This is a genomic window from Novosphingobium taihuense, from assembly GCF_007830315.1.
Lineage (GTDB): Bacteria > Pseudomonadota > Alphaproteobacteria > Sphingomonadales > Sphingomonadaceae > Novosphingobium > Novosphingobium taihuense.
This window is the reverse complement of record NZ_VLKJ01000022.1, coordinates 1-23,037: the sequence shown is the minus strand read 5'-3', so window position 1 is coordinate 23,037 and position 23,037 is coordinate 1. Positions and strand designations below refer to the sequence as shown.

Sequence of the window (23,037 nt, the reverse complement as noted above, 5' to 3'; positions counted from 1 at the left end):
CTGAGCCGGATCGGCAGATGGACCCTCGAGATCGTCAAACGGTCCGATACCGCAAGGGGTTTCGTGGTCCTTCCACGCCGTTGGGTCGTCGAACGGACGCTGGCATGGCTGAATCGGAACCGCCGTCTCGCCAAGGACTTCGAGCAAACCATCGCCTCGGCAACCGCATGGCTGTTTATCGCCTCGATCCAGCTCTTCACCCGCCGCATCGCAAGGTCATGAATTTACGAAGGATAATTTCGAATCAGGCTCTAAGCTGTGGGTGATGGCCGAATGCAATTCCAATCGTTCGTGAGCTAACGTGGGATCGGCACTAGTCGCATAGCTGTCGATAGCCTTCTCGATTGCCACTCTGATAAAGTGGAAAAGGTTGTCTTCGAACCAATGGCGTTTGCGACCTTTCGTCGGCTTAGGGGGTTCAGGGCGATGAAGTTCGTCGGGCGCAAGCATGGGGCGGCAAGGTTTGACGTCAGAAATGTTCAGTTCACTCCAACCTTTGCGAGACAACGACGCGGAGCGAAGTGAACCAACGCAATGCTCGACCACCACGGGTGGCCAAAGGAGAGCCATCTTGATCTTTGCAGCCGGTAGCACCCAGTTCTTGAGTTCCGTTGTGAGTGCCGTTTCGCCCAGTTGTAAAATCCGCGCATAGTCGCTGCCTTGGTGGCTGCCGGTCCCAGTCGAGCCGCGAGATTTCGTTGCCATCTGGCGGCTGAGGAGATTCTGGGTAATGGGATCGGCAAACCAGTTTCTGCCCTTTCCCGAAATGAAGACGGCTTGCGTCAGCCGGGCGTCCAGCCGTTCTCCGGGCGCTAGGCTCCGTAGGTGTCCCATGACTGACCTGATCCAATCTGGCCAGGTCTCTGCATCAAGCAGCCCACCGAACAAGACTGCAGACAGGAGCAGTTGGTTACGCCTCACAGAAAGGTCGCGCTCAGTGCGACCTAAGGCAGCCAGGAAATCATTCTCGAGCGTCCAAAACCGTTCCATCGATGGCCCGTCGAAGGCGAAACCGGGTCGCGCTCTAGCCCTGCCTGCCACTGCATTCCTTTCGACGCGACTTGACAGGAAGCCGATCAAATTCTGCGGCTGCCTCGAAATGCGCTTCGAAGGTCACGTTGAGCAGCGCACGATATGCTGACGGGTCAAATGCAGAGCCATTGCTCCAAGGCTCTGTACCGAGATCAAAATGTCCGAGCCAGGCGTCAATGACCGATTGGGGCAAATGACCCACCAAGCCTGAACGCAGAGTATGACGGGCAAAGTTGGCCGGTACATCAGCGAGTCCAGCGATGGCTTCCTTCAACCACAGAACTTTAGCTTGCCGCACGACCAGCCCTTTTTCAGCCAGACCTTTGGGATGTTCCTGCAAAATCAAAAAGGGGAGTACATCGTCAGCCTCCAGGCCCTTAACATGGCGATCGATCACTGCCTTCGAGCGTGTGTGAATGTTGTTGCGGCCAGAAAGCGTGCGCAAATGGTCGATGTAAAACCGTAACATTTCCTGCACCGCAGGCGGGAGAAAGACCAGACGCGCACGCCCGAGCGATGTCCCGAGGTTCTGGTCAGCTACTTTTCCCAAAGCACTCGTACGATCTTTGTCGAGGACAATCAGGCCACCGGTGCGAGGTTCAATCCGCCGCAGCCCCGGCACCCAATCAATGACGGAACGGGTTGCCGTAGACAGGGCCAGCAAAATCCACAGCCTGGCTACAAGTTTATTGTGAGATGCGATGAGCTCGAGGTCTTTCTGGCGCTGATCGGGTTTTGGTCCTAATAACTCCAGCGTGCTTCGTATGTCGCAGACTCTGCCGCTGTCCGACGCGCGCGTGAACGCGGATTTTGCAAAAGAAGGGATCGAGATCCTTCCGTGATTGTCGGCCTCGGCCACCAGCGACAGATCCGATACTGGCCTGGCCATGGCCTTTGCGTATAGCGTCGCGGCCTTCGGAACAGGGAGGCTTGTGTAGTAGCTACGCGCTGCGCTGTGCTCCAGGTCCTGGCCCCCGATTTGCTTTCCTAATGTTCGGTCGCCAGTCGAAGCCCAGGCTAATTTTTCGATCACGGTGCCGGGCAATCTGTCCACTCGCGGTAGTGCACTGGCTAAAGGGCCAAGGGTGGCCTTTGCCCATGCCTGAAAGGCTGAAGCATCCAGCTTAGCCTCTCGTGGCGTCGCCGCCAAAAGCGGTGACGGTGAACAACAGCCCTCCAGCAACCCAGCCATCGCCAACCAAGGGCTCGTTCGTTCTAGCAGAGGCAGCCACACGGCTCCGCGATCCGTTATATCGGGGCGCTTGGGATCGATATGTACACCCGCTGGCAGCCACCATCCAAACTTTGTAGAGCCTTCGTTTGCCCACGAGACAAGCCCCCATTCGGCTGCCGGACAGCTCTTTTCAGAAGCAAGAGATATGCGCCGCAATCCAGACAGTTGAGCCGCGCTACGCCCTAGGTCTAGCATCAAGCGTATCGTCAGGCCCGCTCGCAACAAACTCGGATCCAAGCGGGAGTTCCGCAATGATCTCAGCAAGACGCTCAAGGCGTTCTCAGTAGCTGCAACCTGCGCCGGGGTCGCGACGCCTTTGCGTAGAGGCAGGGAATGGTTCTCTCGATGCACGCGCGCTCGCGCGCCCTGCAATTGCGCCGGGTGCTGGGCATGCGGTTGGACCGGATTGAACTGGTCGTCCTCAAGCACACAAGGCTCTCCCTGCGCACATTCAGCCATATGGATTTTGGACGTCTGAACGACTGACCGCACTGTGAACCGAGAACTTGGGCATCATACTCGAGCTTCATTCCTATTTTTGTTTATCGGATGACGAGGCTGGCTTTTGTGCCTCAAAATCAATGCCACGCCGCAAACGGTATCGGGAAATTCGCCCTATGAAAACCTATACTGCGATGCGCCGCCATCTTTACGGTTGGAGCTCCGACGCCGCCTCCGTGTGCGACTGGGCGGGCAGGCGATGGTGAATCTGGTTCGGCCCTTGACTACGGGGAGCAGCGCCAAGCGGCGAGCAGCAGCGGCGCAAATTTCGGGTTCGATACCGCCGGGAATTGCCGCGCCATGGTTGGTGGACCTTGCATGTGACAGTTCGCCAGCTGTTCGTAAGGCCGCTCGAGCCGCTTTACGCGATCGCGCCTTCGAATCCGCGGCCATGGCTCACCGCGACTTGATCCCGGCTTCGCCTAAACCACTGCAGTGGGCGCGACTCAAGAAAATGATGGAGCTGGTCGATCCCTACTTCCTTTGGGTGTCAAGGGATCCGGCTAGCCTGGAATCTGTACTCGATGAGCTTCCGCACGAGTTTCTTGTGGACGCTCGAAAGCGCCGGGAACGGTTATTGAAGGAAAGGGAGGATATCGCAAAGAAGGCCGATAAGAAATGCTGATCCGTCTGCTTCCACTCGCTATACGCTGAAACCTGACAGTCTCCTTTCGGCCCAGCATCGGTCGAACGACGATCACATGCGAGTGTGCTTGGGATGTCTGCACTCGGTAAAAGCAGCCGTCTCAACGGCGAGACGGGACGACGGCTTTGTCCCACGATGCAGCGTTCCGCTTCCGGCAGCATGCCGACCAGAGCCGGTCGTTCATCTCGTTCAACGCGAACGCCTGCTCCTGGCAGCAGCTGACATTTGGACGTCCTACCGTGGTCCTATGGCGATGTACACCGAAGGTTCCGGTTGGTCGCGTCGATCAAAGTTCGGCATCCAAGCCCTTGGAAGGCCGGGAAGTAGTAAGTTGGCCAACCCCGTTAGGAACAGGCCCAGCTCAGCGCACCAACGCCATTCATCTGTTTCACCAGTCCCGCCACGTCATGCGCGGGCACAGGGCGGCTGATGAGGTAGCCTTGGATGAGGTCGCAACCCTCGCGGCGCAGGGCATCCATTGTCGCTTCCAGTTCGACGCCCTCGGCCAGTGTTTCAATGCCCAGCGCGGAGGCCAGCGTCGTGATCGCGCGGATGATCGCGTGGGCACTGGCATCACTCCCCAGATCGCGCACGAAGCTTTGGTCGATCTTGAGCTTGTCAAAGGGGAAACTGCGCAGATAACTCAGCGAGGAGTAACCCGTACCGAAATCGTCGAGCGCAATCCGCACCCCGAGGCTGCGAAGACCATGGAGCATGCCCAGTGTGCGCTCGACATTTCCGATGAAGATGCTCTCGGTGATCTCAAGTTCGAGTCGATGTGGGGGCAGACCCGAGGCAGCAAGTGCCTGAACGATCGTCTGCGAGAGTACCGGGCTTGCGAACTGGCGCGGGGAGATATTGACGGCGACCGAGAGCTCGCCCGGCCATGCTGCAGCCTGCGCGCAGGCTTCGCGGATCACCCATTCGCCAATCGGGATGATGAGGCCGGTTTCTTCTGCGAGTGGTATGAAATCGGCGGGGCTGATGCGGCCGCGTTCGGGGTGGTTCCAGCGAATCAATGCCTCGAAGCCTTTGAGGCGCTGCTGCGTCATGCTGTATAGCGGCTGGAAATGCAGTTCGAAGTCACCCTCGCGCACCGCGCGGGCCAAATCGAGTTCGAGCTGACGCCGCCGCCGAGCTTCTTCGTCGAGCGAGGCTTCGAAGAAATGGTAGGTACCCTTGCCCTCGCTCTTGGCGCGGTAGAGCGCGAGATCGGCGTTCTTCAGCAGTTCATCGCCGCTCTGGCCGTCCTGCGGCCCCACCGCCATGCCGAAGCTGGCTGTAAGCTGCATCGACCGTCCGTCTATGGTGATATTCTCATTGAGCACGCTGTGGATCGTGCGCGCCAGCGAGGCGGGGTCCGCGCTGTCGCTCAGGCCGGTGACAAGAAGGCCGAACTCGTCGCCACCAAAGCGAGCTACCATGTGATCGGGGAACTGGTCCTGCAGCCGCCGCCCGGCCTCGCGCAGAAGCGCATCGCCGACAGGATGGCCCATTGTGTCGTTGATGACCTTGAAGTTGTCGAGATCGACGAAGACGAGCATGGTGCGATGCACCGCACTCTGGCGTGCAACCGCGCGATCGAGCTTCTCGATGAAGAAGCGCCGGTTGGGAAGCTCCGTCAAGCCATCATGCAACGCGCTGTGGACAATCTGGCGTTCGCGTTCCTCGATCGCATCAACCATTGCGTTGAAGCTTTGCGCCAGCGCCGCAACTTCGGCATCGCCCGCAACTTCAACCTTGGCGACAGTGCCGCCAGCATAGCGCCTTGCCGCATCGGCCAGCTGGCTTAAGGGGCGCGTGACACTTCGCGCAATACGCAGACCAAGCCAGAGACCGGCGAGCGTACCTCCAAGCGCAATCCCGACGAGGACGGCGTTTAGCGTGCGATAGGCCTGCATCGCCTGGTCGAGCGAGTGACTGAGAACCAGACGGGGCTCAATCCCGCTTTGGAGACTGGGCAACGCGGATAGTCGCACGAGCTGACTTCCCTGCGGCGATGGCAGTTCGCCAATGGTACCAAGTCCGAGCGCGTTCTGCTGAGAGCCGAGCGCACTTGCAGGAGCAACCTGCGCCTTGATCGGCACAGCCGAAAGACGGCTGAGCGCGCCCAGATCCTGCGTGCCGAGCGGCTGAGCAAGCACCAGCCAGCCGGCGAGATCAGGCATTTCGATAGGTGCGGCGACCGCGAGGGCAAACTCTCCCTTGAGCGAGATAACGCCACTATCCTTGCCCGCATCAAGTGCCGGGAGGAGACTGGCCCCGTCAAGCGCCGGGGCTCCGGGGTTGGTTACGACCTTGCCATCGAGCGAGACAACAGCGGCAACGGAGGCACCGGTGCGTCCAGCAAGACTGCCGAGCGCAGAGCCAAGTGTCGCGTGATCGGCAACGGCGAAAGCCTCGCGGAACCCGAAGTCGCGCGCGACGACTATCGCGGATTCGCGCATCTGGCCTTGCCGCGTGGCGATCAGTTGTTCGAATACGCGGGCATTGGCGGCCATGTCGCGTTCGGCTACCCGGTGGGCGAAGAGGCTGATACCGCTGCCCGCGACAAGCACCGAGACGGCCATGACCCCGGCGAGCAAGGCCATGAGCAGCACTGCAATGCGGGCGCGCAATGTTCGAGGGCGGAACCGGGCAATGCTGGCCACGAGCGGTCGGAGAAAGAACGGGCGGACCATCAGATCAGCGCAGTTCGAGGGTGAGGCGCGCTGGTGCGCCGGGAGTGATCGTGACGGTCTGCACCGCCTCGTTTCCGCTTCCGCGCAGACGCGGGTGCCACAACGTGACGCGGTACGCGCCAGGGACAAGGCCTTCGATCTGGGCGCGACCATTGAGATCGCTCGCAGCAGCAAAGGGCGTCGAGACGACCCGGAGGTAGCCGCGCATCTTGTCGTGAATGTTGCAACCAAGAGCCACAGTGCCAGCCAGCGGGAAGCGCTGCGAGCGCGTCTGGTCGCGACCGTAGAGATCGATCTGGAAGCGCGCGGGCTTCGAGAAGCTGTAGATGCTGTGGCGCACGGAATCGAGATTGGGGAACGCGACGTTGGCACCCTTCGGCACGACAAGAGTGCCAGGCACGAATGTCTCGTTGCGCTGGGCCATTGCGCTCCGCCATGAAAACGCGAGTGGGCGATTGCTCCCCGGCGGCGGGGGCACTTCAATTACGACGCCTTCAATCGGCAGCCCACGCTGATCGAAGAACTGTACGATGCTCGCTTTGGGCCCGGTTGCCGACACGGCAAAAAGGCAAGCAAGTCCCAGGGGCAGCCGTCGCAGGAAACGTTTCTCCATGCCGGCGGTGTCGCAGGAATCTCCTAAGATTCAGTCAATTAGCCAAATTGATCTCTTTACCAATCCTCAAGGACATCATGGTTAATCGCCAACGCGTGACGAAGTTTCGATTCTGCATCGCCATGGCACTGCCGCAGGTTGCGCTGGCGCTCGCCGCTCCGTGCGCCGCGCGGGAGGCTATCACGTTCGACAGCGGCAAGCTGATCCTGACCAACGGCATAGCCACGATCGAAGGCAGTGGGGGCGGCGGGCTCGCCAACTGGGCAACAATTTCGGGCATGGGGACGAACCGCGCGGTCGGCATTTCGGCCCATGTGACCGGCGTCGAACTGCCAGACTTCCGGCTCGACACCCACGGTCTTGCCATCGGCATCCGCGACCGGGTGGAGCTCGCCTATGCGCGGCAGAACTTCAACACGCGCAATGTCGGCGCAGCACTGGGGCTGGGCAAGGGCTTCCAGTTCAATCAGGATATCTTCTCTGCGAAAGTGCGGCTCGTGGGCGATCTTGTCTATGGCCCCCAATTCCTGCCACAGATCAGCGTAGGGGTTGAGCACAAGCGCAACCTGGATGGCGCGGTGGTGCGCGCAGTCGGGGCGCGGGCATCGACAGGGACAGATTTTACCGTGAGCGCGACCAAGCTCTTCCTTGGCGCGAGCGTTCTCGTCAATGCTACCGCGCGGCTGACCAAGGCAAACCAGTTCGGTCTTCTGGGGTTCGGAGGCGACAAGCGGGCCGGGCACAGCGTGCAGTTCGAAGGCTCAGCGGGGTATCTCGTTACACCGCGGCTGTTGATCGGCGGAGAATGGCGCACGCGGCCCGACAATCTGGGCATCGCACGCGAAGACGACGCCAAGGACCTCTTCGCCGCCTGGGCGGTTGGCCGGCGCGTGACCGTTACCGCAGCCTATGTCGACGTAGGTTCGGTTGCGACGTTCGCAAAACAGAGGGGTGGGCTGCTTTCTCTGCAGCTCGCCTATTGAAAGGGCCGACAATGCCGCTCCTCCTGCCTTTGCTGCTTGCCGCTGCTCCCTTGGACGAACCCCCTGCCGGACTGCCTGCCCCGACCGACACCGAAGCTCCGGTCGACTGGGACAAGGAGTTTGGCGTGGTCCGCAAGGAACGCGATCCGGTGACCGGTGAAATCCCGCTCGATCCCTATCCGCAAGCTGATGGCAATGCCGGAGCACGCCCGTTCAGGGGTGAAGGCATGTCTCGCGCCTTTGGCGGGCAAACCGGCATCCGCCGTATCACCGATCGCACCCTCGATCTCAGTCTTGCGGATCCGCGCATCAAGGCAATTTTCGCCGAGCACGACATGGTGCGGCTGCGACGCACGCTGTTCGAGCAAGTCTGCTATATTTTGAACGCTGGATGCCGCTATTCCGGGCGCGACATGAAGGCTGCGCACAAGGGCCTGGGCACGACCCACGCCGATCTCAATGCGCTGGTAGAGCATTTGCAGCAGGCCATGCGCGAGGCACGAGTTTCGTTTCCAGCTCAGAACCGGCTCCTGGCGAAGCTGGCTCCGATGGACCGGACAGTGACAGAACGCTGACTGCGCTTTGCAACGCCTGCTCTCGCCGAAAGCCGTCTTTCAAGCTGTGCGCCATGAACGGCAGGAATGTCCCAGAAGCGGCGTTAGGCTTCCTGCAGTTGCCGACCAACTCCGGCTGCTCGGTGAGGGCGTTGGAAGGGTTGGTGCCGACAGCACCAGTACTACGACCGCCGGATAGCTGCCGGTAGGCAATGCCAACAATCTGGACGCTCAGGTGGCGCTAGTTGCAATTGTGAGCTGGCTCTCATTCAAAGTCCTTCTCGCAGCAAAAGCTCAAAGTTCTGGGGCTGCCAACGAAGCAGCAATGGCACCGATCGACTGGAACATTACAAGCGGATCGTCGCGCGAAGGTAGGAAGCCTTTTCTTTGCCAGAAGGCCGCTGACTCGTCGTCGATGGCATTGACGATCACTGCACGACCGCCAACGAGGTGGGAGGCATCCAGACACCGCCTCAGTGCGTGACGCAGCAACCCCGATCCGACGCCCTGTCCCGCCCATGCCAGATCGCACGCGAGTTGACCGAGCAGCAGGCAAGGGACGGGATCGGGTGGCTGCCCCGTCCGGATGGGACGCGGCAGGATGCCGGGTATCACTGAAGTCGGAGCCAAGCCATAGTAGCCGATCACCCGCATCGCCTCATGCACGACCAACACCGCGGTGAACCCACGCTCCTGATTTGCGAGGGCACGCGTCTTGAGCCAGTGATTGAGCGAAGGCTTGCCGCAGTCGAAGTCATCAACTTCATGAGCTGGGTTCAACAGTTCCGGCGGCGACAGGCTCAATTGTCAGTGCCGATCGTCCGAGGGCGTGTCCCAAGGCGCTGGTCGCCTAAGCACATCGACGAGCGCCGGAACCGCCTCAGCAGGTTGTTCCAGCAGCGCGATGAATTCGGCAAAACCTTCGCCACTCATCCGAACGAGCCTCTGGTCCATCAGGACATCTTCGGCGGCCCGCACAGCAGCTTCTCGCACGAAATCGGTTCGCGAGCGCCCGCGCGCGCTTGCCGCACGATCAATCAGGGCAATGTCGGCATCGGGCAGACGCATTGATACCGGGTGATCCTTACGTTCAAGGGTCTTGGCCATATTCTGTCTCCACATGGCACTATACATAGTGTATTGCAAAATGCAATACATATCCAATGTGGTCGGGGCGATCCATGAGCAATGCAGACAGACGACTTATCGGACCAGTGCTGTTCCCGAAAGCGTCTGTCCGCAACGCTCCTAATGATCCAAGCCTTCTAAGGTGCCCGGAGCTTCACATTCAGCCACGATGAATTTTACCAGAATTTTATACGCCTGCAGTTGCAGTACGAATTGGCCAAGCTTTTGCTGTACCGCTGCCCGAGGCGCTCGTAGTTCGTCGGTGAGTTCCATTTGAAGTGCGTCATCCGTCGAGCGCTACCATTTCATCCGGGGTGGGGCGAGCCCCACCCCGGATGATCCGTCATCTTTGGCGCCATGAACCGCCATGGTTTCGGCGAGTACCTCTCGCGCGGCGTCCTGTATTCGAGGCACTTGCGCGGGGTGTCGTTGAGCCTGGCAGACACCGCTTCGATCGCGTCAACGGGGAGGGCCGCGATATCGACATCGAGCGGCAAGAACCGCCTCAAGCGTCAATTGAGGTTCTCTACGCCACCCTTTTGCCAGGGCGATCTCGGCTCGCAGAAGTAGATGCCCATGCCCATCCTGGATCGCAATGTGCCGTAGGCCGCGAACTCTGTCCCACGGTCAAAGGTAATGCTCTGCCGCAGGCCGGAGGGAAGGGGAGCCAGCTTCGCTTCAATGCCAGCCATGACGCCCGCCGAAGTCCTGCTGGGGTTGCGCCAGAGCATGACGAAGCGGCTCTTGCGCTCCACCATGGACGTCAGATTCGACTTGCCGAACTGCTTGCGGAAGATGACCAGGTCGCCCTCCCAATGGCCAAAATCCGTTCTTTGCGAGATGCTTGACGGCCTCTGGCCAATGCAGCTGGTGTGGGGGATCTGAAGACCGCGTGGCTTGCGGCGGCCGCGCGGTCGACGTCGCCTACGCGACCAAGGTAAAAGCTGATAGAGCGCTTGGCGCTTGCCTTCTTCGCCATAGACATAGCGGTAGATCGTCTCGTGGCAGACCCGCCGACTGCCCGAGTGACGCAAGCGTCCGGCGATTTGTTCCGGCGACCAACTCTTTCGTAGACCATCGATCACCTTGGCTGCCAGTTCAGGATCGCGCACCAGTTTGCGACCAGGCGCCCGACGGTTTGCAGCGTACCTCTGGGCCACATTCGGAAAGTAACCGCGGAAGAACGGCTCTTCGTCGTGCATGAAGTTACGGCGTAACTCGCGGTAGATTGTGGATGGATGCCGGCCGAGTTCCGCCGCGATCCTGCGCACGGGTATTCGAGCGTCTGTCAGCCGCGAAATCGTCTCGCGATCACCCCGTCCAAGCTGGCGATATTGGGCTCCCATATGCGTTCCTCCGAGTGGGCTGAGGCCTCAGAAATCCTCGAATTTCGCACTTCAAAATAGAATCCACCCGTATCGACAACTCAGATTTGATAATAATAGTTATGTTAAATAAATGACTTAAGTGAGGCGGGCGTCATCGAGCCAGGATGACCAATCGGCGAAAGCCGCAGATTACGAACCGGCTTGGAGCAACGATGCATTACCGCCCTTGCCAATTTTTGCCAAGAGTGGTATCCAAGCAGTCATGACCACGATGAACATTTCGCTTCCCGATGGCATGAAGTCGTTCGTTGACCAACAGGTCAAGACGCGCGGTTACGGCACCAGCAGTGAATATGTCCGCGAACTGATCCGCAAGGATCAGGACATCCAGCGCCTGCGCGCGTTGCTGCTCGAAGGCGCGAGTTCGTCTGCCGGCGCGCCGGTCGATGCCGGCTATTTCGAGGATCTGCGAGGTCGCGTTCGTCGCGCGGCTTCGTGACTGCCAAACCTGTTGTTCCGCGGGCGCAAGCGCGCACAGATGCCGATCTCGCGATCGAGCACTACATCGAAGAAGCCGGGGCCGATGTGGCCTTTGGCTTCATTGACGCACTCGAACGTGTCTACGCCTTGATCGGCGAAGCTCCTGCGACAGGATCCCCGCGGTGGGCGCACGAGCTGAACCTGCCTGGTCTCAGGTCGTACCGGCTCAAAGGCTACCATTGGCTGGTATTCTACATTGAATTGGACCAGCACATCGACGTCTGGCGCATCTTGCATGCAAAGCGGGATATCCCGGCCTGGATGGACGACGGCGACAAGGAGATGGGTGACTGACCCCGCTCGGCGTCTGCGCAAAAATCAGGCAAATCCACCAACTGCGATCCGCCCGAGATTGGCGCGGACCTTCTCGCCGTGGCCGAGGCGAACCAGTTCTTCGGCGGCAGCGTCGCCGAGCGAGCGAAGCGACTTAGAGCGGTACCAGGCATAGGCGGCAAGCTCGCTTCCTGCCCAGGGGATGGCCCGATCGATGATCTCGATCGTGTCGCGTAGGCGCAACTGGATTGCCACGCTGCCGCTGCGGGCGGGCAGTCTTCGACATGGCATCTCGCGGGCAGACCGGCGACGACAGACAGCTCGGACTTGGTGATATGCAGCGTTTCCGACAGCCTGTCGGCCGAAATGCCAAGCTCGCCCGCTACCGCTGAAAGAAAAGTAGAACACACCATCGACCGACCTGATACCGGAATCTGGACAAAGTATGCGGTAATGGCGCCAAAATGGGAAGCTGCAGCGTCAGGCAGCAAACAGCTCGCCCTGAGGATTGGCAGCAGGTGTGCCCGGTCGCCGCAGAGTCGTGGGTTTGCGCAGCAGCGCAAGCACGGCCGGCTTGACCACATAGACTGCATGGCGTCCGCCGCCGCGGTTCTTGTGGTTGGTGGCGTAGCCGGCATAGTGCCGGGTCATCAGACCGGCGCGGACCAGATCGGAAATCGCGCGGCTGACATTGGTGCGACCGACCGCCTGGACCTGCTCCTCGACCGCCGCGTCGATGCGCGTGGCGTCGTGTTCGGCGTCACCGGTGAGTTGGTCCTTCAGCGCTGCGGCTACGCGCGCGCGTAACGCGGCGCGACGTGCGGGCTGCTCACTCATCGGCAGAAGCTGGGAGCAGAGCCATTTGCGCAGGAGGACGGGCACGCCGCCTTCCGCGATGAAGGGGCCGGCCTGCCCTCGCCCGTCGGCCGCTTCGGCGACCAGTTGAAGGACGAGGAAGGCGTAGCGTGGCCGGTTCGATACCTCGACCAAGACCGCATAGATCCCGCCGATACCGGTGATTTCGTGGGCTCGTTCCATCGAGCAGTATTGAGCACAAAAGGTGAATCCTGTGAATCCCCTTTGTGCCCCGCCATGTCGTTTGTCGCCCGTGACACTTCGCCCGGTCACGCCTTCAGACTAGCGCAGCCTACCGCTGCTTGGCTTACTTCCCTTCCCTCCACCTCCTTAGCAATCGTTGGGGGCATGTGCTATGGCACCCCCTTCGAACATGTGACGAGCGCAGCGCAACATGACACTCCGCCCGCGGGCAAAGTGTCACAGATGCCATGCTAGAATGTGCGTCAAGCATGGACCCGGTATGATCTTGAATGGACGCTGGATCTCCTGCGCCCTCGCTGCGAGATGTCGGGGAAGCTCCTTCGCTCAGGCGAGCGGCCCGCACCGCAGACCAATCCTCATATCGCGAGTGAGCCCGGCGGGCCCGTTCCGGCACGCTCGGCCGACTTCTTCGAGGGACCGTCGTGGTATCTCGATCCGTTGCTTGGCGGCCGAATCGAAGACTAGGCAGGCATCAGCTTGCCGGCTTCATCGGTAGAAATCAGGGATTGCGCAGGCCAAGCCGGTCGTCGTCATCTACGAGCGAGATACGCCCTTCCCAGTTCCACAGGACGAGGTTGATAGCGTCGGCGGGAGCGCCGCGGGCATAGCTCGGAACGACGATACCGACATAGCCTTGCGCAATCGCGGCCTCGGCCAAGTCCTGCGTCGGCACGGTCTGTCCTGAGATCATCCGGTCCCGCCACGAAGGGTCAGCGAGCTCCGCTGGCGCCATGCCGAAAGGCTGCAGCGCAGCTGTGTCGCGGCCATCCAGCAAGGGCCCGATGTCGGCCTCATAGGCAACCAGTGTTGTCGGCTGCAAAGTGCCAACCTGATTGGCCTCGCGCAGCGCCGTCTCCGGCGCAAGCGAAGTATAGAGCGCCGGGCGCCCCATGCGATTGAACCGTCCCCCAAACCGGGCTGCCCCTTCCCCCGACAGTGGTTCGCGGGACCAGACCGGATTGTGGGCGCGGTAGAGCAGCGCGGTGAAGTGCATCGGACTAGGCGTGAATGCCGGCGTCGACCGCGTCGATAAAGGTCAGCACATCATCAGCCCGGTTGCTCTGCACCAACTGCATTGCAGTCTGGCCCGAGAAGCCCGACAGCGGCTCCGAGCGGTACCAGGCGTAGGCCAGCAACGCTGACCCGAAGCGCGGTTCGACCTTGTTGAGCACCTCGACCATCTGGCGAAGGCGGCGTTGGGTGCGATCGGACGAGATCCGGTCCTTGCGCTGGATCGCATCCTTGCCGAGGCCCAGCGAGCGTGCGAGTTCATCGCTGGTGGTGCGCAGCGCATCGACGATCTTGCGCGGAGCAAACGCGCCATTGTCCGCATAGTTCTGAATCGCCATTGCAATGCTCCATGAATTCTGACGCGATATAGCGTCATTCTATGTGGCATTCAAGCCACCACGTGGCTCGTCCCGATGTGCTTCAAAGGACAACAACTTGCAGCTCGATCGCACCGGGGGGCCTCTCCCGTTGGCATGACGCAGAAGGGCTGGAGCTTGCTGTCGGTTCTGAACACGGCATGGCTCTTCCCGGTCTTCGCGCTCAACTACGACATGGATGGCTCAGGAGGTCGGAACGGTGCAGAGCTTCTGTAAACCACTTCAACTTGCAAATTCGGATTACCTCCATGGGGCATGCCTTGCCGAAAGTGCCAGCGGCGGATCACACTGAGTAAGTCCATGTCGATCACTCCGATGCCTCCCGACTGTCAGCCGGGAGCGAGGAAAGCATGGGTCAATTCTCAGTGATAATTTCTGGCCCTCCCGGGTCAATTCTCAGCGCTACTCAACACCCTATTGCTGCAAGTGCAAAAAGGCGAGGGAACTGCCCTTTAGCAATCGGTGCGAAGGTGCGTGAATCTTCTATGTGAGTAACTGGGGGCTCACGTTATAACAGCGCTTTGGCCGAGACGATCATAGGCCTTTACAAGGCCGGAATGATTTGGCGGCAGCGATCCTGGCCCAGCGTGTTGGCCGTGGAAATGGGAATCCTGCGCTGGGATAACTGGCTCAACCACCACTTCCTCTTCGGCACCATCCGGCGTATCCCGCCCGCCGAAGCCGAGGCCAACTACTATGCAAACAATGAGACCCTCAACATGGCTGCATGACCCCAATGAAGCTGCCTCCGGAAAACCCGGGACGCTTAGAATCACAGGCTTAGACGGCCTGTGTCAGCTGAGTTGCCAACCACGCAGGGCGGAAGTGGGAGAATATAGTCGCTTCTCAGCTTCAAGTCGGCACTTTTCGGTCAGAAGCCCTGCCTCTGGGGTGTAGCTTCTGGCCATACGATTTCTGCGTCACTGCCCAAACACTTTGGCACGGGCGCTGCCAGCCTACCTGCCCCACGCCCGATACGGTGGTTGTCCGACGCCTGAGACACCTCATACCGTCAGTCTAGGCTCGACAGGACAATCTGATTCCGACCGCTGGACTTCGCCCGGTAAAGCGCCTCATCGGCTGCTTTCAGAGCTTCCCGTGGGTTTGTGTACGCAAAGACATCCGCAATACCGCCGGAGAAGGTAATCTGGCCGATGGGCTTATCGTTGGACCGGTTCACGAAAGCCCGGGACCCGAAATTCTCTCTAACTCCGTCGAGGGTGACAAATGCTTCTTCGGCAGTCTTTCCCCGGAAAAGCACTACGAACTCCTCGCCGCCGTGGCGTGCGACATGGCACTTGTCATTTGATATCCGGGCGAGAGCTTCGCCAACCGCCCTGATGACCCTGTCGCCAGTATCATGCCCGTGAGTGTCGTTGACACGCTTGAAATGATCGATGTCGCAAAAGGCAACACACAAGTTATCAGCCTCTTGGCGCGCCTCACGATAGTGGTGATCCAGAACAGCCTCAAATGCGCGCCGGTTGGGTAACCCTGTGAGGTGATCGACTTCAGCATCGTGTCTGGCTTTGTCGAGTTCGCGACGCAGCGCCTGTGCTTCGTCTTCACTGCGCTTCATTTCGGCCGCGAACCTCTGCGTCCTGACAATCATTTCTTTGGCGAGAATCTCCAGTGCAGCCAACGGGCTCTCGGCATTGGGCGCTCTGGCGCGCGATACCTGTGCTTCGATCGCAGAATTGTATTTTGCAGCTGCATCTCTCGCAGTCCGGGTCGTCGATGCGAAGGAGTCGAGCGAAACCTCCAGACTGCCCATGATCTTCTTGACCCCCTCCTGCATTCCATCAGGCGTCTTGTTGAGGTCAAGCCACTCTTGCGTAATTCCCAGACCAGAGGCGCGCCGTTCGAGAATTCTGCGCGCCAAGACGGTATCAAGGCCCGAGAACGCACTGTGTGCCGCTAGAAGATTGCTCGCTGTCACGGGCAGAGCATTGTCCAGGAGGAACGTCGATATCTCATCGAGCAAAATCTTGTGAGCCAAGCCTTGCGGAGACAGCGCAGCCTCTTTGTCGTTATGGTCGTTCGTTGCCGAAGGCCCCTGCCCACCAGCGAAGAGACGCAGGAGGCGCAAACCTCCAACCGATTCATTGCCCAATTTCAAACCCCACGCTTGAGACCCCGACACCCTGCACTCCAGTGCGGTGTCACGAGGTTCGCTCAGTCCAAAGTGGCGATAGGTCAAACATGCTTAGGAGCAACTTCCGGACCATTCCGTGCAGTTACGGGCGTGGGCTTTAGGTCACTTTCCCCATCCAGACTGCTCTTCGGGACGGTTTGCCTGTGGCTCCGGATCGAAAGCACAGGCCAAGTGCCTGACGTAACCGCCGAATTCGGTTCCGTACCCGTCAGCCCGGAGTCATTCCAGAAGTTAACGCACAAGAGCACAAGTCGGAGACGCCAGCGCGAGGCTCGATTGCTACGCGACAGCCTCAAATCCCGTTCTATCGTCTTGATCGGCTTACCGTCCCGGTGCCCCCGGCGGATCCTGGTAAACTTCTTTACAACCAGCATCCCTCTACCCGCCGTCGCCTACATTCCGCTTTGGGCTATCTCAGCCCGGCTCAGTTCGAGGAGCAACACGCCCGCCTGTTGGTCAAAACTGCCGCCTGACTTCTGTCCCACCCTAGGGTCCCACTCCAATCACCCCGCTAACGGGATCAATCTTGCACGCCGCTCCACGGACAGGGCTTCAAGCGATACAATGGTTGCACCTGCAGCAGTCTCTGCGACTGGTGTGGCGATGGTCATGGCAAGAGCGAGTTCGATCACTTCAAAGCTGTCCCGCTGAATCCAAGCGCTTTTTTGGCATCGCTTCCGCCCGCAAGATCGACCATGGTCTGCCCGAGGACAGCGAGACCTACCCGGTGTGCTCCAAGAAAAGAGTGCTGCAGCAAGCAAGGGCGCAACGACGAGAAATGGCGCTCATGCGACCAGACTTGCCGATCCCGGTCGTGTCCGGGAGCTAACACGGTCAAGCTTACACAATGTCAGCACTTTGCCCTGCCCCCTCCTCCCCTTCTCCTCGCGCATCGGACGTCGTTGCCCAGGAGTTGAGGCAGGTAGAACGACATTTGTCTCTTAGGAGAAGAGATCGCCTTGGACGTGCGTAAAGACGATGCCGGTTACGTGGCGACGAATGCCCCTGAGAACCCGACGATCATCTACACGGGGCACCCTGCTTGGCTTTTTCGGCAGCAGCCAGCTGGCCATCGCGATGGAGAGCTTGAATCACGAAAACTGGCAAGGCACAAGCAAGCAACACGTTTGACTTGCGTGAGAAGACGTCCGGCACAGTCGCAGCGCAGATGCGTTCGGCAAAGCCGGACGTCTTCGTGTGGGTGAGATATGCGCCGATCCCCTAACGGGAGGTTAACAATCTCGAAACCATGTTTGCCTTTTCTCCGGTCCCCGGCTTGTCACAGAGGTACCTTGGAATACCAAGTCTCCGATTCTGGCAGAACGCCAAGCTTCGTTCTCGTCTTATGCACGATGCCACATGCAAAATGTCGTGATTTGCCCAGGATTAGAAAATGCGTCTTAGTCTCGCCGTCATTCTGAAGAATCTGAAAACTTGTTCTTGCCCACTCGGGATGAGCTTGTCGTAAATGAAAAAAGGAAACCTCAAGATAGAAGGCCGCAGAATCAGAGCCAATCGTCTCTTCGGCTTCCTTCGCAGACCATTTTGAGCCCCAGGAATTCAATATTTTATCCCATACAAATCAAACAATGTCTAGCTATATCGAAATCATCACGCTAAAATGCGTGCTCGGTAAGATAATGAAATACCTCCAACGGAGTCGCCTGAAAATGAAAGACACTCTGGCCATGCGTGAAACGCTCATAACACTTACATCCGATATTGTTGCTGCTCACGTTGGAAACAACAGCGTGACCGTAAGTGACCTTCCGACCTTGATTTCCAATGTTTACCACGCATTGGCTGGCCTTGAGAAACCTGAGTTTGTTGAAGTTTCCAACCCAGAACCTGCTGTTTCCATTCGGTCATCTTTAAAATACGATTATATTGTCTGCCTCGAGGATGGCAAGAAGTTGAAAATGCTTAAGCGGCATCTGGCGTCCAGTTACAACATGACTCCAGATCAATATAGGGCCCGATGGAACTTGCCGGCAGACTATCCGATGGTTGCACCAGGATATGCTAAGAGGCGCAGCGAACTGGCCAAATCGATCGGTCTTGGCCGAAAACCAGAAAAGAAAATCGCCAGCACGCCAGCCAAGCGTTCACGCAAAACTGCAGCTGTCGAAGCCTGATCAAACGTCTTTGATGGGGCAACAAGCCCATTGAAGAGACCGGAATTGTTTCCAAGGTGCAAGATTGGTCGATGCTGGACTGGCCGAGCGGATCCGGTAGTTCGGGCGTCATCGCGAACCAATAACCGGCCTTAGCGATTTTGATCGAGCCACCGGACGCATGTTCTAAAGATGCGGGCAGGAAAGATCGCAAAGCTTCGCGGCCTGAAAAATGCCTGGATCGCGCTTGCCCGTCGCTTCGATGCCATCATATATGCCATACTGCGCGAGGGCACCTCGTTCCAGGCGGCTAGCCTGGATAAGGCCAGAATTCTGTGGTGAAGCTTCAGAGCTGATTCAAGGGCACGGTCTCACGGGACGTGCAATCGGCCGACGACGATGATCAGATGCGCTCTGTAGTCAGCATCGTGTCGATGTTCCGTGCGCCAGTATGGTGCTGATGTAGCAAGACCAGCCTCCGGGTCATCCGGCGCAGACATGGTCTGGAAACCTTTAAAGAAACAGCATCTCCTGGTCTTCAATCGCAGAATCGGATCCTAGTGTAAGAGAGCCTGCCACCAGGCTTCGTTGTCGAGATACCAGTGCAGCGTCTGGCGCAAGCCGTTCTCGAAGTTATGCTGAGGAACATAACCGATTGTGGCCCGGGCCTTCGTCTCGTCAATCGCATAGCGACGGTCGTGCCCCTTGCGGTCTTCGACAAAAGTCTTGAGCTCGCTGGTTTTTCGGCCGTGTGCGGCGGGCGCATCCGGATAACGCGCGACGAGGCCTTCGACCTCATCGAACGCGCGGTCGACTTCAGCGCAGATGCGGTCGATCACCGCCATGTTGGGCAGCTCCTCGCCGCCACCGATATTGTAGGTCTCACCCGGCTTGCCGTTCTTCAACGCCGCCTCGATGCCACGACAGTGGTCCTCGACATAGAGCCAGTCGCGCACGTTCATGCCATCGCCGTAGATCGGCAGTGGCTTACCCGATAGCGCATTGAGCACAAACAGCGGAATGAGCTTCTCGGGGTAGTGATAGGGCCCGTAGTTGTTCGAACAGTTGGTCGTCGTCGTGTTCAGACCGTAAGTGTGATGATAAGCGCGCACTAGGTGGTCAGACGCAGCTTTCGATGCCGAGTAGGGCGAGTTGGGCTGATACTGCGTGGTTTCGCTGAACGCCGGATCATTAGGCCCGAGCGAGCCATAGACCTCGTCGGTCGAGATGTGGTGGAAGCGGTGATCGCGGCCCGAACCCTCATCAAGCCAGACCTTGCGGGCGGCCTTGAGCAGGTTGTTCGTGCCAAGGATGTTGGTGTCGATGAAGGCATCAGGGCCGGTAATCGAGCGATCAACATGGCTTTCGGCTGCAAAATGCACGAGCGTCGCCACGCCACGTTCGCGCAGAAGCTTTTCAACCAGATCGGTGTCGCGGATGTCGCCGACGACGAGTTCGGCCTGTTCGACATCGGCAATGGTCGAGCGGTTGCCGGCGTAGGTCAAGCAATCGAGCACGATGATCGCATCGTCCGGATGCTGCTTGGCCCAATAATGAACGAAGTTGCCGCCGATGAAGCCAGCCCCACCGGTGACGAGAAGGTTAGCCAAGTGCCATTTCCTCTATCAGCATGGTCTTTAGATTGGTGCGCCAGTGGACGTGTGCATCGCCGAGCAGAGCGCGGGTGGCCGACACGTCAAGCACTGAGAACGACGGGCGCTTGGCGGGCGTGGGGTAGTCCGCTGTTGCAATGGGTATGATGTCGGGGATGCGCTCGATCAGGCCAAGGGCTTGACCTTCCTCGGCAATGGCCACGGCAAAATCGTACCAACTGGCAACGCCTGCATCGCGGTGGTGGTAGATGCCGGGCTGATCGCTCTCGGCAAGGTCCCAGAGCGTCTGCGCAAGGCCGGTAGCCCAGGTGGGCGAGCCGATCTGATCGGCCACGACGCGAACCTCGTCGCGCTCGCGCATCAGGCGCAGCATCGTGCGCACGAAGTTGGCACCGCCTGCAGCATAGACCCAGCTGGTGCGCACGATGATCGCTTGCGAACCGGCAGCATCTTCTCCTGCCGCCTTGCTGGCTCCATAGACCGACTGTGGGTTCTTCGCATCGTCCGGTCGGTAGCTGCGACCTTTGGCACCATCGAAAACGAAATCGGTGGAGACGTGGACCAGACGCTTGTCCGAACCCGCAAGCGCCTTTGCAAAATCCCCCGGCGCAGCAGCATTGATCGCATGGGCAAGATCAGGTTCACTCTCGGCCCGGTCTACCGCGGTGTAGGCGGCAGCGTTGAGCACGAGATCAGGCTGTTCCGCATCGACCACACGCGCGATCGCGTCAGGGTCGGAAAGATCAAGCGCATGGCGATCTAGCACGACGCAGGTCCAATTCTCGGGCCTTGTCGAGAGCAGGGCCTTGCCGAGCTGGCCGCTGATGCCCGTTATCAGCGCCTTCACGCAAAGGCCTTCACGTCCGCAAGCCGAACACCATCGGCATCCTTGGCAGAAAGCTTCACCACGATGCCGTCAACCGGCCATTCGATGCCTACCATCGGATCATTCCACGCAAGGCTTGCCTCATACTGTGGCGCGTAAGGCGCGGTGCACTTGTAGAGGACGTCGGTATCGTCCTCCAGCGTGAGGAAACCGTGGGCAAAGCCCTCGGGCACCCAGAACATGCGCTTGTTCTCTGCAGAGAGCGTTATGCCGGTCCACTGCCCAAACGTGGGCGAAGAGCGCCGCAGGTCAACCACGACGTCGAATACCGCGCCACGCACAACGCGCACCAGCTTGCCCTGAGGGCAAGGATTCTGGAAGTGCATACCGCGCAGCACGCCCTTCTGCGAGCGGCTGTGGTTGTCCTGACAGAACGAGATGTTAAGCCCGGCCTGTGCGAAGTCCCCCACGTTCCATGTTTCCATGAAAAAGCCGCGCTCATCGCCGAATACCTTCGGCTCGATGATCAGCGGCCCCGCGATGTTGCACTCGATGATGTTCACAACGGGCCCTTCTGGGTCAACAGTTGCAGCAGATACTCGCCATAGCCGGACTTACGCAGCTGCTGGGCAATCGTTTCGAGGCCAGCATCGTCGATGAAGCCCTGACGCCAGGCAATCTCCTCGGGGCAACAGATCTTGAGGCCCTGCCTTTCCTCGGTGATGCGCACGTAAGTTGCGGCATCGAGCAGCGAACTATGGGTGCCGGTATCTAGCCAGGCATAGCCACGGCCCATGATCTCGACCGAGAGCTGGCCCTCATCCATGTAGAGGCGGTTGAGGTCGGTGATCTCGAGTTCGCCGCGCAGCGAAGGCTTGAGGTCACGCGCACGGTCGATGACAGTGTCGTCGTAGAAGTAAAGACCGGTGACGGCATAGTTCGACTTCGGCGCGGCAGGCTTTTCCTCGATCGAGCTGGCACGACCATTGGCGTCGAAGGAAACAACGCCATAGGCTTCGGGATTGTTCACGCGGTAGGCAAACACACTCGCCCCGTCGGCGCGCGCGTTTGCGCTACCCAGAAGTTGTGGTAGGCCGTGACCGTAGAAAATGTTGTCACCCAGCACGAGCGCGCTCGGATTGGCCCCGACGAAATCAGCGCCGATATGGAAAGCTTGGGCAAGCCCATCCGGGCTCGGTTGCTCGGCATAGGAAATCGATACTCCTAAAGCCGAACCGTCTCCTAGTACGCGCTGGAACTGGTCGGCGTCCTCAGGCGTCGTGATGATCAGGATGTCGCGAATTCCCGCCAGCATCAAAGTGCTGAGCGGGTAGTAAATCATCGGCTTGTCATACACTGGCATCAGCTGCTTTGAGACGCCGCGCGTAATTGGATAGAGCCGCGTTCCAGATCCACCAGCCAGAATGATGCCTTTTCGGTGCATGTGTTCGTTCCTGCCCTGCCCCGATGCCAATCACAAGCAGCCTCGCCAACAGGTCAGCGAGAGACCTCTGATTAGCGCATAACATTGGGACGGCTGCATCGCAGCATCCTCACAGTTGGTCAACAACAGCGTTTCCACAATGTGGGTCGGCTCTGCCAGCGCCTTGTGCCACCAGCAAGGCGTTGAGGCCGACCCCCGATGACCCGACACTGGCGGACGCTTGATCACGATGCTTCAGGTGGCCGCAAGCGAGACTGCATGGATGCCTTCGCCTATGTGCTTTCCGCCAGCATCTACAGTATGGCGCGATTTGTTCACCTGGCGGAAGGGGTCTGCTCGCAGCACTACGTATAGGGTTATGCGCCTGAGCAAAATCGAGGGGCATAAGGCCTCATTCAGGTGAATGAGAGGTCGATTTCAGGCCGATGACGTCAACAGAAGATAGCTGAGAACTGAACCTTGACGCCGGTTAAAAGATCAATGCCACCCGCTTGAGCAATCTGACAAACGCTTATCATCCTGCCTGTACGCCTGCGAGCTTGACACAGCGCAAGACAATGAGTGCCTTGATCTGCTAGAAGGGAAGGAAAGGTGGGATCCCCAGGTGGATGCCTCGAAAAACCTCTGGCGTTGAGGGCCACTGAGTGATTCACTGCCTTTGTGGATGAGCGGAGGCGATGATGGCGGGACAGCCCGGTTTCTTTGATCTTTCGGACCGGTACGAGGCCTTGAGCGCAGCGGGTGATCCGCTTGAGCGTTTGGCTGGGGTGATCGACTTTGAGGTATTCCGTGGTCCCTTGATTGCCGCTCTGCGCCGTAGCGTCCGTGGCAAGGGCGGCCGACCACCGTTCGACCCGGTCCTGATGTTCAAAATCCTGGTGCTGCAGGCGCTCTATTCGTTGTCAGACGAAGCAACGGAATTCCA

Annotated in this window: 23 protein-coding genes and 2 pseudogenes; 9 read left to right on the top strand and 16 right to left on the bottom strand. The window is 59.3% G+C overall.

Going from position 1 to position 23,037, the window contains the following annotated elements; all coding sequences use genetic code 11:
• On the top strand, window positions 1–222 hold a 222-nt coding region (locus tag IQ25_RS20495; RefSeq protein WP_144908141.1), incomplete at its 5' end, for a transposase.
• Here the strand turns inward: IQ25_RS20495 and IQ25_RS20490 are convergent.
• Both IQ25_RS20490 and IQ25_RS20485 read right to left on the bottom strand, forming a co-directional pair.
• Window positions 217–990 carry a hypothetical protein gene (locus IQ25_RS20490; protein ID WP_144908140.1) on the bottom strand — a complete coding sequence of 258 codons (774 nt, stop codon included), beginning with the start codon at window positions 988–990 and terminating at the stop codon, window positions 217–219. The two genes, IQ25_RS20495 and IQ25_RS20490, sit on opposite strands and share 6 nt — an antisense overlap.
• A gap of 34 nt (window positions 991–1,024) precedes the next feature.
• A complete protein-coding gene (locus IQ25_RS20485; protein WP_144908139.1) occupies window positions 1,025–2,077 on the bottom strand; it encodes a hypothetical protein in 1,053 nt (350 codons plus the stop codon).
• A gap of 534 nt (window positions 2,078–2,611) precedes the next feature.
• Here IQ25_RS20485 and IQ25_RS21115 point away from each other — a divergent pair.
• Complete coding sequence (locus tag IQ25_RS21115; RefSeq protein WP_158637821.1) at window positions 2,612–2,752, top strand: hypothetical protein; 141 nt, start codon at window positions 2,612–2,614, stop codon at window positions 2,750–2,752.
• A gap of 1,005 nt (window positions 2,753–3,757) precedes the next feature.
• Here IQ25_RS21115 and IQ25_RS20480 read toward each other — a convergent pair.
• Window positions 3,758–6,094 carry a putative bifunctional diguanylate cyclase/phosphodiesterase gene (locus IQ25_RS20480; protein WP_158637820.1) on the bottom strand — a complete coding sequence of 779 codons (2,337 nt, stop codon included), beginning with the start codon at window positions 6,092–6,094 and terminating at the stop codon, window positions 3,758–3,760.
• A 4-nt stretch (window positions 6,095–6,098) separates the two neighbouring features.
• Window positions 6,099–6,518 (bottom strand): hypothetical protein, encoded by a 420-nt coding sequence (locus IQ25_RS21110; protein WP_158637819.1) that lies wholly within the window; start codon window positions 6,516–6,518, stop codon window positions 6,099–6,101.
• A 266-nt stretch (window positions 6,519–6,784) separates the two neighbouring features.
• Here IQ25_RS21110 and IQ25_RS20475 point away from each other — a divergent pair, with 266 nt between their 5' ends.
• The gene (locus IQ25_RS20475) at window positions 6,785–7,690 is read left to right on the top strand and encodes a DUF3034 family protein (protein ID WP_258537084.1); all 906 of its coding nucleotides are present in this window, start codon (window positions 6,785–6,787) and stop codon (window positions 7,688–7,690) included.
• Between the two features lie 11 nt (window positions 7,691–7,701).
• A complete protein-coding gene (locus IQ25_RS20470; protein ID WP_144908137.1) occupies window positions 7,702–8,265 on the top strand; it encodes a group I truncated hemoglobin in 564 nt (187 codons plus the stop codon).
• A 273-nt stretch (window positions 8,266–8,538) separates the two neighbouring features.
• On the opposite strand, the gene IQ25_RS20465 is transcribed toward IQ25_RS20470, so the two are convergent.
• The 3 genes and pseudogenes from IQ25_RS20465 to IQ25_RS20455 all read right to left on the bottom strand — a co-directional run bounded on the left by IQ25_RS20465 (window position 8,539) and on the right by IQ25_RS20455 (window position 10,718).
• On the bottom strand, window positions 8,539–9,048 hold the full coding sequence (locus IQ25_RS20465; RefSeq protein WP_144908136.1) for a GNAT family N-acetyltransferase: 510 nt from the start codon (window positions 9,046–9,048) through the stop codon (window positions 8,539–8,541).
• A 3-nt stretch (window positions 9,049–9,051) separates the two neighbouring features.
• Entirely contained in the window at window positions 9,052–9,351 is a 300-nt protein-coding gene (locus tag IQ25_RS20460) for a type II toxin-antitoxin system TacA family antitoxin (protein WP_144908135.1), read from the bottom strand.
• A 326-nt stretch (window positions 9,352–9,677) separates the two neighbouring features.
• Window positions 9,678–10,718 (bottom strand): annotated as a pseudogene (locus IQ25_RS20455) (IS30 family transposase).
• Window positions 10,719–10,971: 253 nt separating this feature from the next.
• Here IQ25_RS20455 and IQ25_RS20450 point away from each other — a divergent pair.
• Together IQ25_RS20450 and IQ25_RS20445 are read left to right on the top strand one after the other, a co-directional pair.
• Window positions 10,972–11,199: a ribbon-helix-helix domain-containing protein gene (locus IQ25_RS20450; protein ID WP_407070610.1), complete on the top strand. Its 228-nt coding sequence runs from the start codon at window positions 10,972–10,974 to the stop codon at window positions 11,197–11,199.
• Window positions 11,196–11,534, top strand: a complete 339-nt coding sequence (locus IQ25_RS20445; protein ID WP_144908133.1) for a type II toxin-antitoxin system RelE/ParE family toxin — start codon at window positions 11,196–11,198, stop codon at window positions 11,532–11,534. Before IQ25_RS20450 ends, IQ25_RS20445 begins: the two co-directional genes overlap by 4 nt.
• A 24-nt stretch (window positions 11,535–11,558) precedes the next feature.
• Here the strand turns inward: IQ25_RS20445 and IQ25_RS21410 are convergent, their stop codons facing one another.
• The 4 genes from IQ25_RS21410 to IQ25_RS20425 all read right to left on the bottom strand — a co-directional run bounded on the left by IQ25_RS21410 (window position 11,559) and on the right by IQ25_RS20425 (window position 13,921).
• Window positions 11,559–11,768 (bottom strand): hypothetical protein, encoded by a 210-nt coding sequence (locus IQ25_RS21410; RefSeq protein ID WP_258537083.1) that lies wholly within the window; start codon window positions 11,766–11,768, stop codon window positions 11,559–11,561.
• Window positions 11,769–11,993: 225 nt separating this feature from the next.
• A complete protein-coding gene (locus tag IQ25_RS20435) occupies window positions 11,994–12,551 on the bottom strand; it encodes a hypothetical protein (RefSeq protein WP_144908132.1) in 558 nt (185 codons plus the stop codon).
• Between the two features lie 520 nt (window positions 12,552–13,071).
• Window positions 13,072–13,566: an RES family NAD+ phosphorylase gene (locus IQ25_RS20430; protein ID WP_144908131.1), complete on the bottom strand. Its 495-nt coding sequence runs from the start codon at window positions 13,564–13,566 to the stop codon at window positions 13,072–13,074.
• A gap of 4 nt (window positions 13,567–13,570) precedes the next feature.
• Window positions 13,571–13,921: an antitoxin Xre/MbcA/ParS toxin-binding domain-containing protein gene (locus IQ25_RS20425; RefSeq protein WP_144908130.1), complete on the bottom strand. Its 351-nt coding sequence runs from the start codon at window positions 13,919–13,921 to the stop codon at window positions 13,571–13,573.
• 539 nt (window positions 13,922–14,460) lie between these two features.
• Here IQ25_RS20425 and IQ25_RS21405 point away from each other — a divergent pair.
• Window positions 14,461–14,691 (top strand): annotated as a pseudogene (locus tag IQ25_RS21405) (IS3 family transposase); the annotation flags it as partial.
• Between the two features lie 281 nt (window positions 14,692–14,972).
• Here the strand turns inward: IQ25_RS21405 and IQ25_RS20420 are convergent.
• Window positions 14,973–16,073 carry a GGDEF domain-containing protein gene (locus IQ25_RS20420; RefSeq protein ID WP_258537082.1) on the bottom strand — a complete coding sequence of 367 codons (1,101 nt, stop codon included), beginning with the start codon at window positions 16,071–16,073 and terminating at the stop codon, window positions 14,973–14,975.
• Window positions 16,074–17,785: 1,712 nt separating this feature from the next.
• On the opposite strand from IQ25_RS20420, the gene IQ25_RS20410 reads away from it, so the two are divergent.
• On the top strand, window positions 17,786–18,250 hold the full coding sequence (locus tag IQ25_RS20410) for a MucR family transcriptional regulator (RefSeq protein ID WP_144908128.1): 465 nt from the start codon (window positions 17,786–17,788) through the stop codon (window positions 18,248–18,250).
• A 536-nt stretch (window positions 18,251–18,786) separates the two neighbouring features.
• Here IQ25_RS20410 and rfbB read toward each other — a convergent pair.
• The 4 genes from rfbB to rfbA are packed head-to-tail and all read right to left on the bottom strand — an operon-like array spanning window position 18,787 to window position 22,112.
• On the bottom strand, window positions 18,787–19,839 hold the full coding sequence (gene rfbB, locus IQ25_RS20405) for a dTDP-glucose 4,6-dehydratase (RefSeq protein WP_144908127.1): 1,053 nt from the start codon (window positions 19,837–19,839) through the stop codon (window positions 18,787–18,789).
• Complete coding sequence (gene rfbD / locus IQ25_RS20400; RefSeq protein WP_144908126.1) at window positions 19,832–20,689, bottom strand: dTDP-4-dehydrorhamnose reductase; 858 nt, start codon at window positions 20,687–20,689, stop codon at window positions 19,832–19,834. The genes rfbB and rfbD overlap by 8 nt, the downstream gene beginning before the upstream one ends.
• Window positions 20,686–21,231 carry a dTDP-4-dehydrorhamnose 3,5-epimerase gene (gene rfbC, locus IQ25_RS20395; RefSeq protein ID WP_144908125.1) on the bottom strand — a complete coding sequence of 182 codons (546 nt, stop codon included), beginning with the start codon at window positions 21,229–21,231 and terminating at the stop codon, window positions 20,686–20,688. The genes rfbD and rfbC overlap by 4 nt, the downstream gene beginning before the upstream one ends.
• On the bottom strand, window positions 21,228–22,112 hold the full coding sequence (gene rfbA, locus IQ25_RS20390; RefSeq protein ID WP_144908124.1) for a glucose-1-phosphate thymidylyltransferase RfbA: 885 nt from the start codon (window positions 22,110–22,112) through the stop codon (window positions 21,228–21,230). The genes rfbC and rfbA overlap by 4 nt, the downstream gene beginning before the upstream one ends.
• A 680-nt stretch (window positions 22,113–22,792) precedes the next feature.
• Between rfbA and IQ25_RS20385 the strand changes: the two genes are divergently transcribed.
• On the top strand, window positions 22,793–23,037 hold a 245-nt coding region (locus IQ25_RS20385), incomplete at its 3' end, for a transposase (RefSeq protein WP_144908123.1).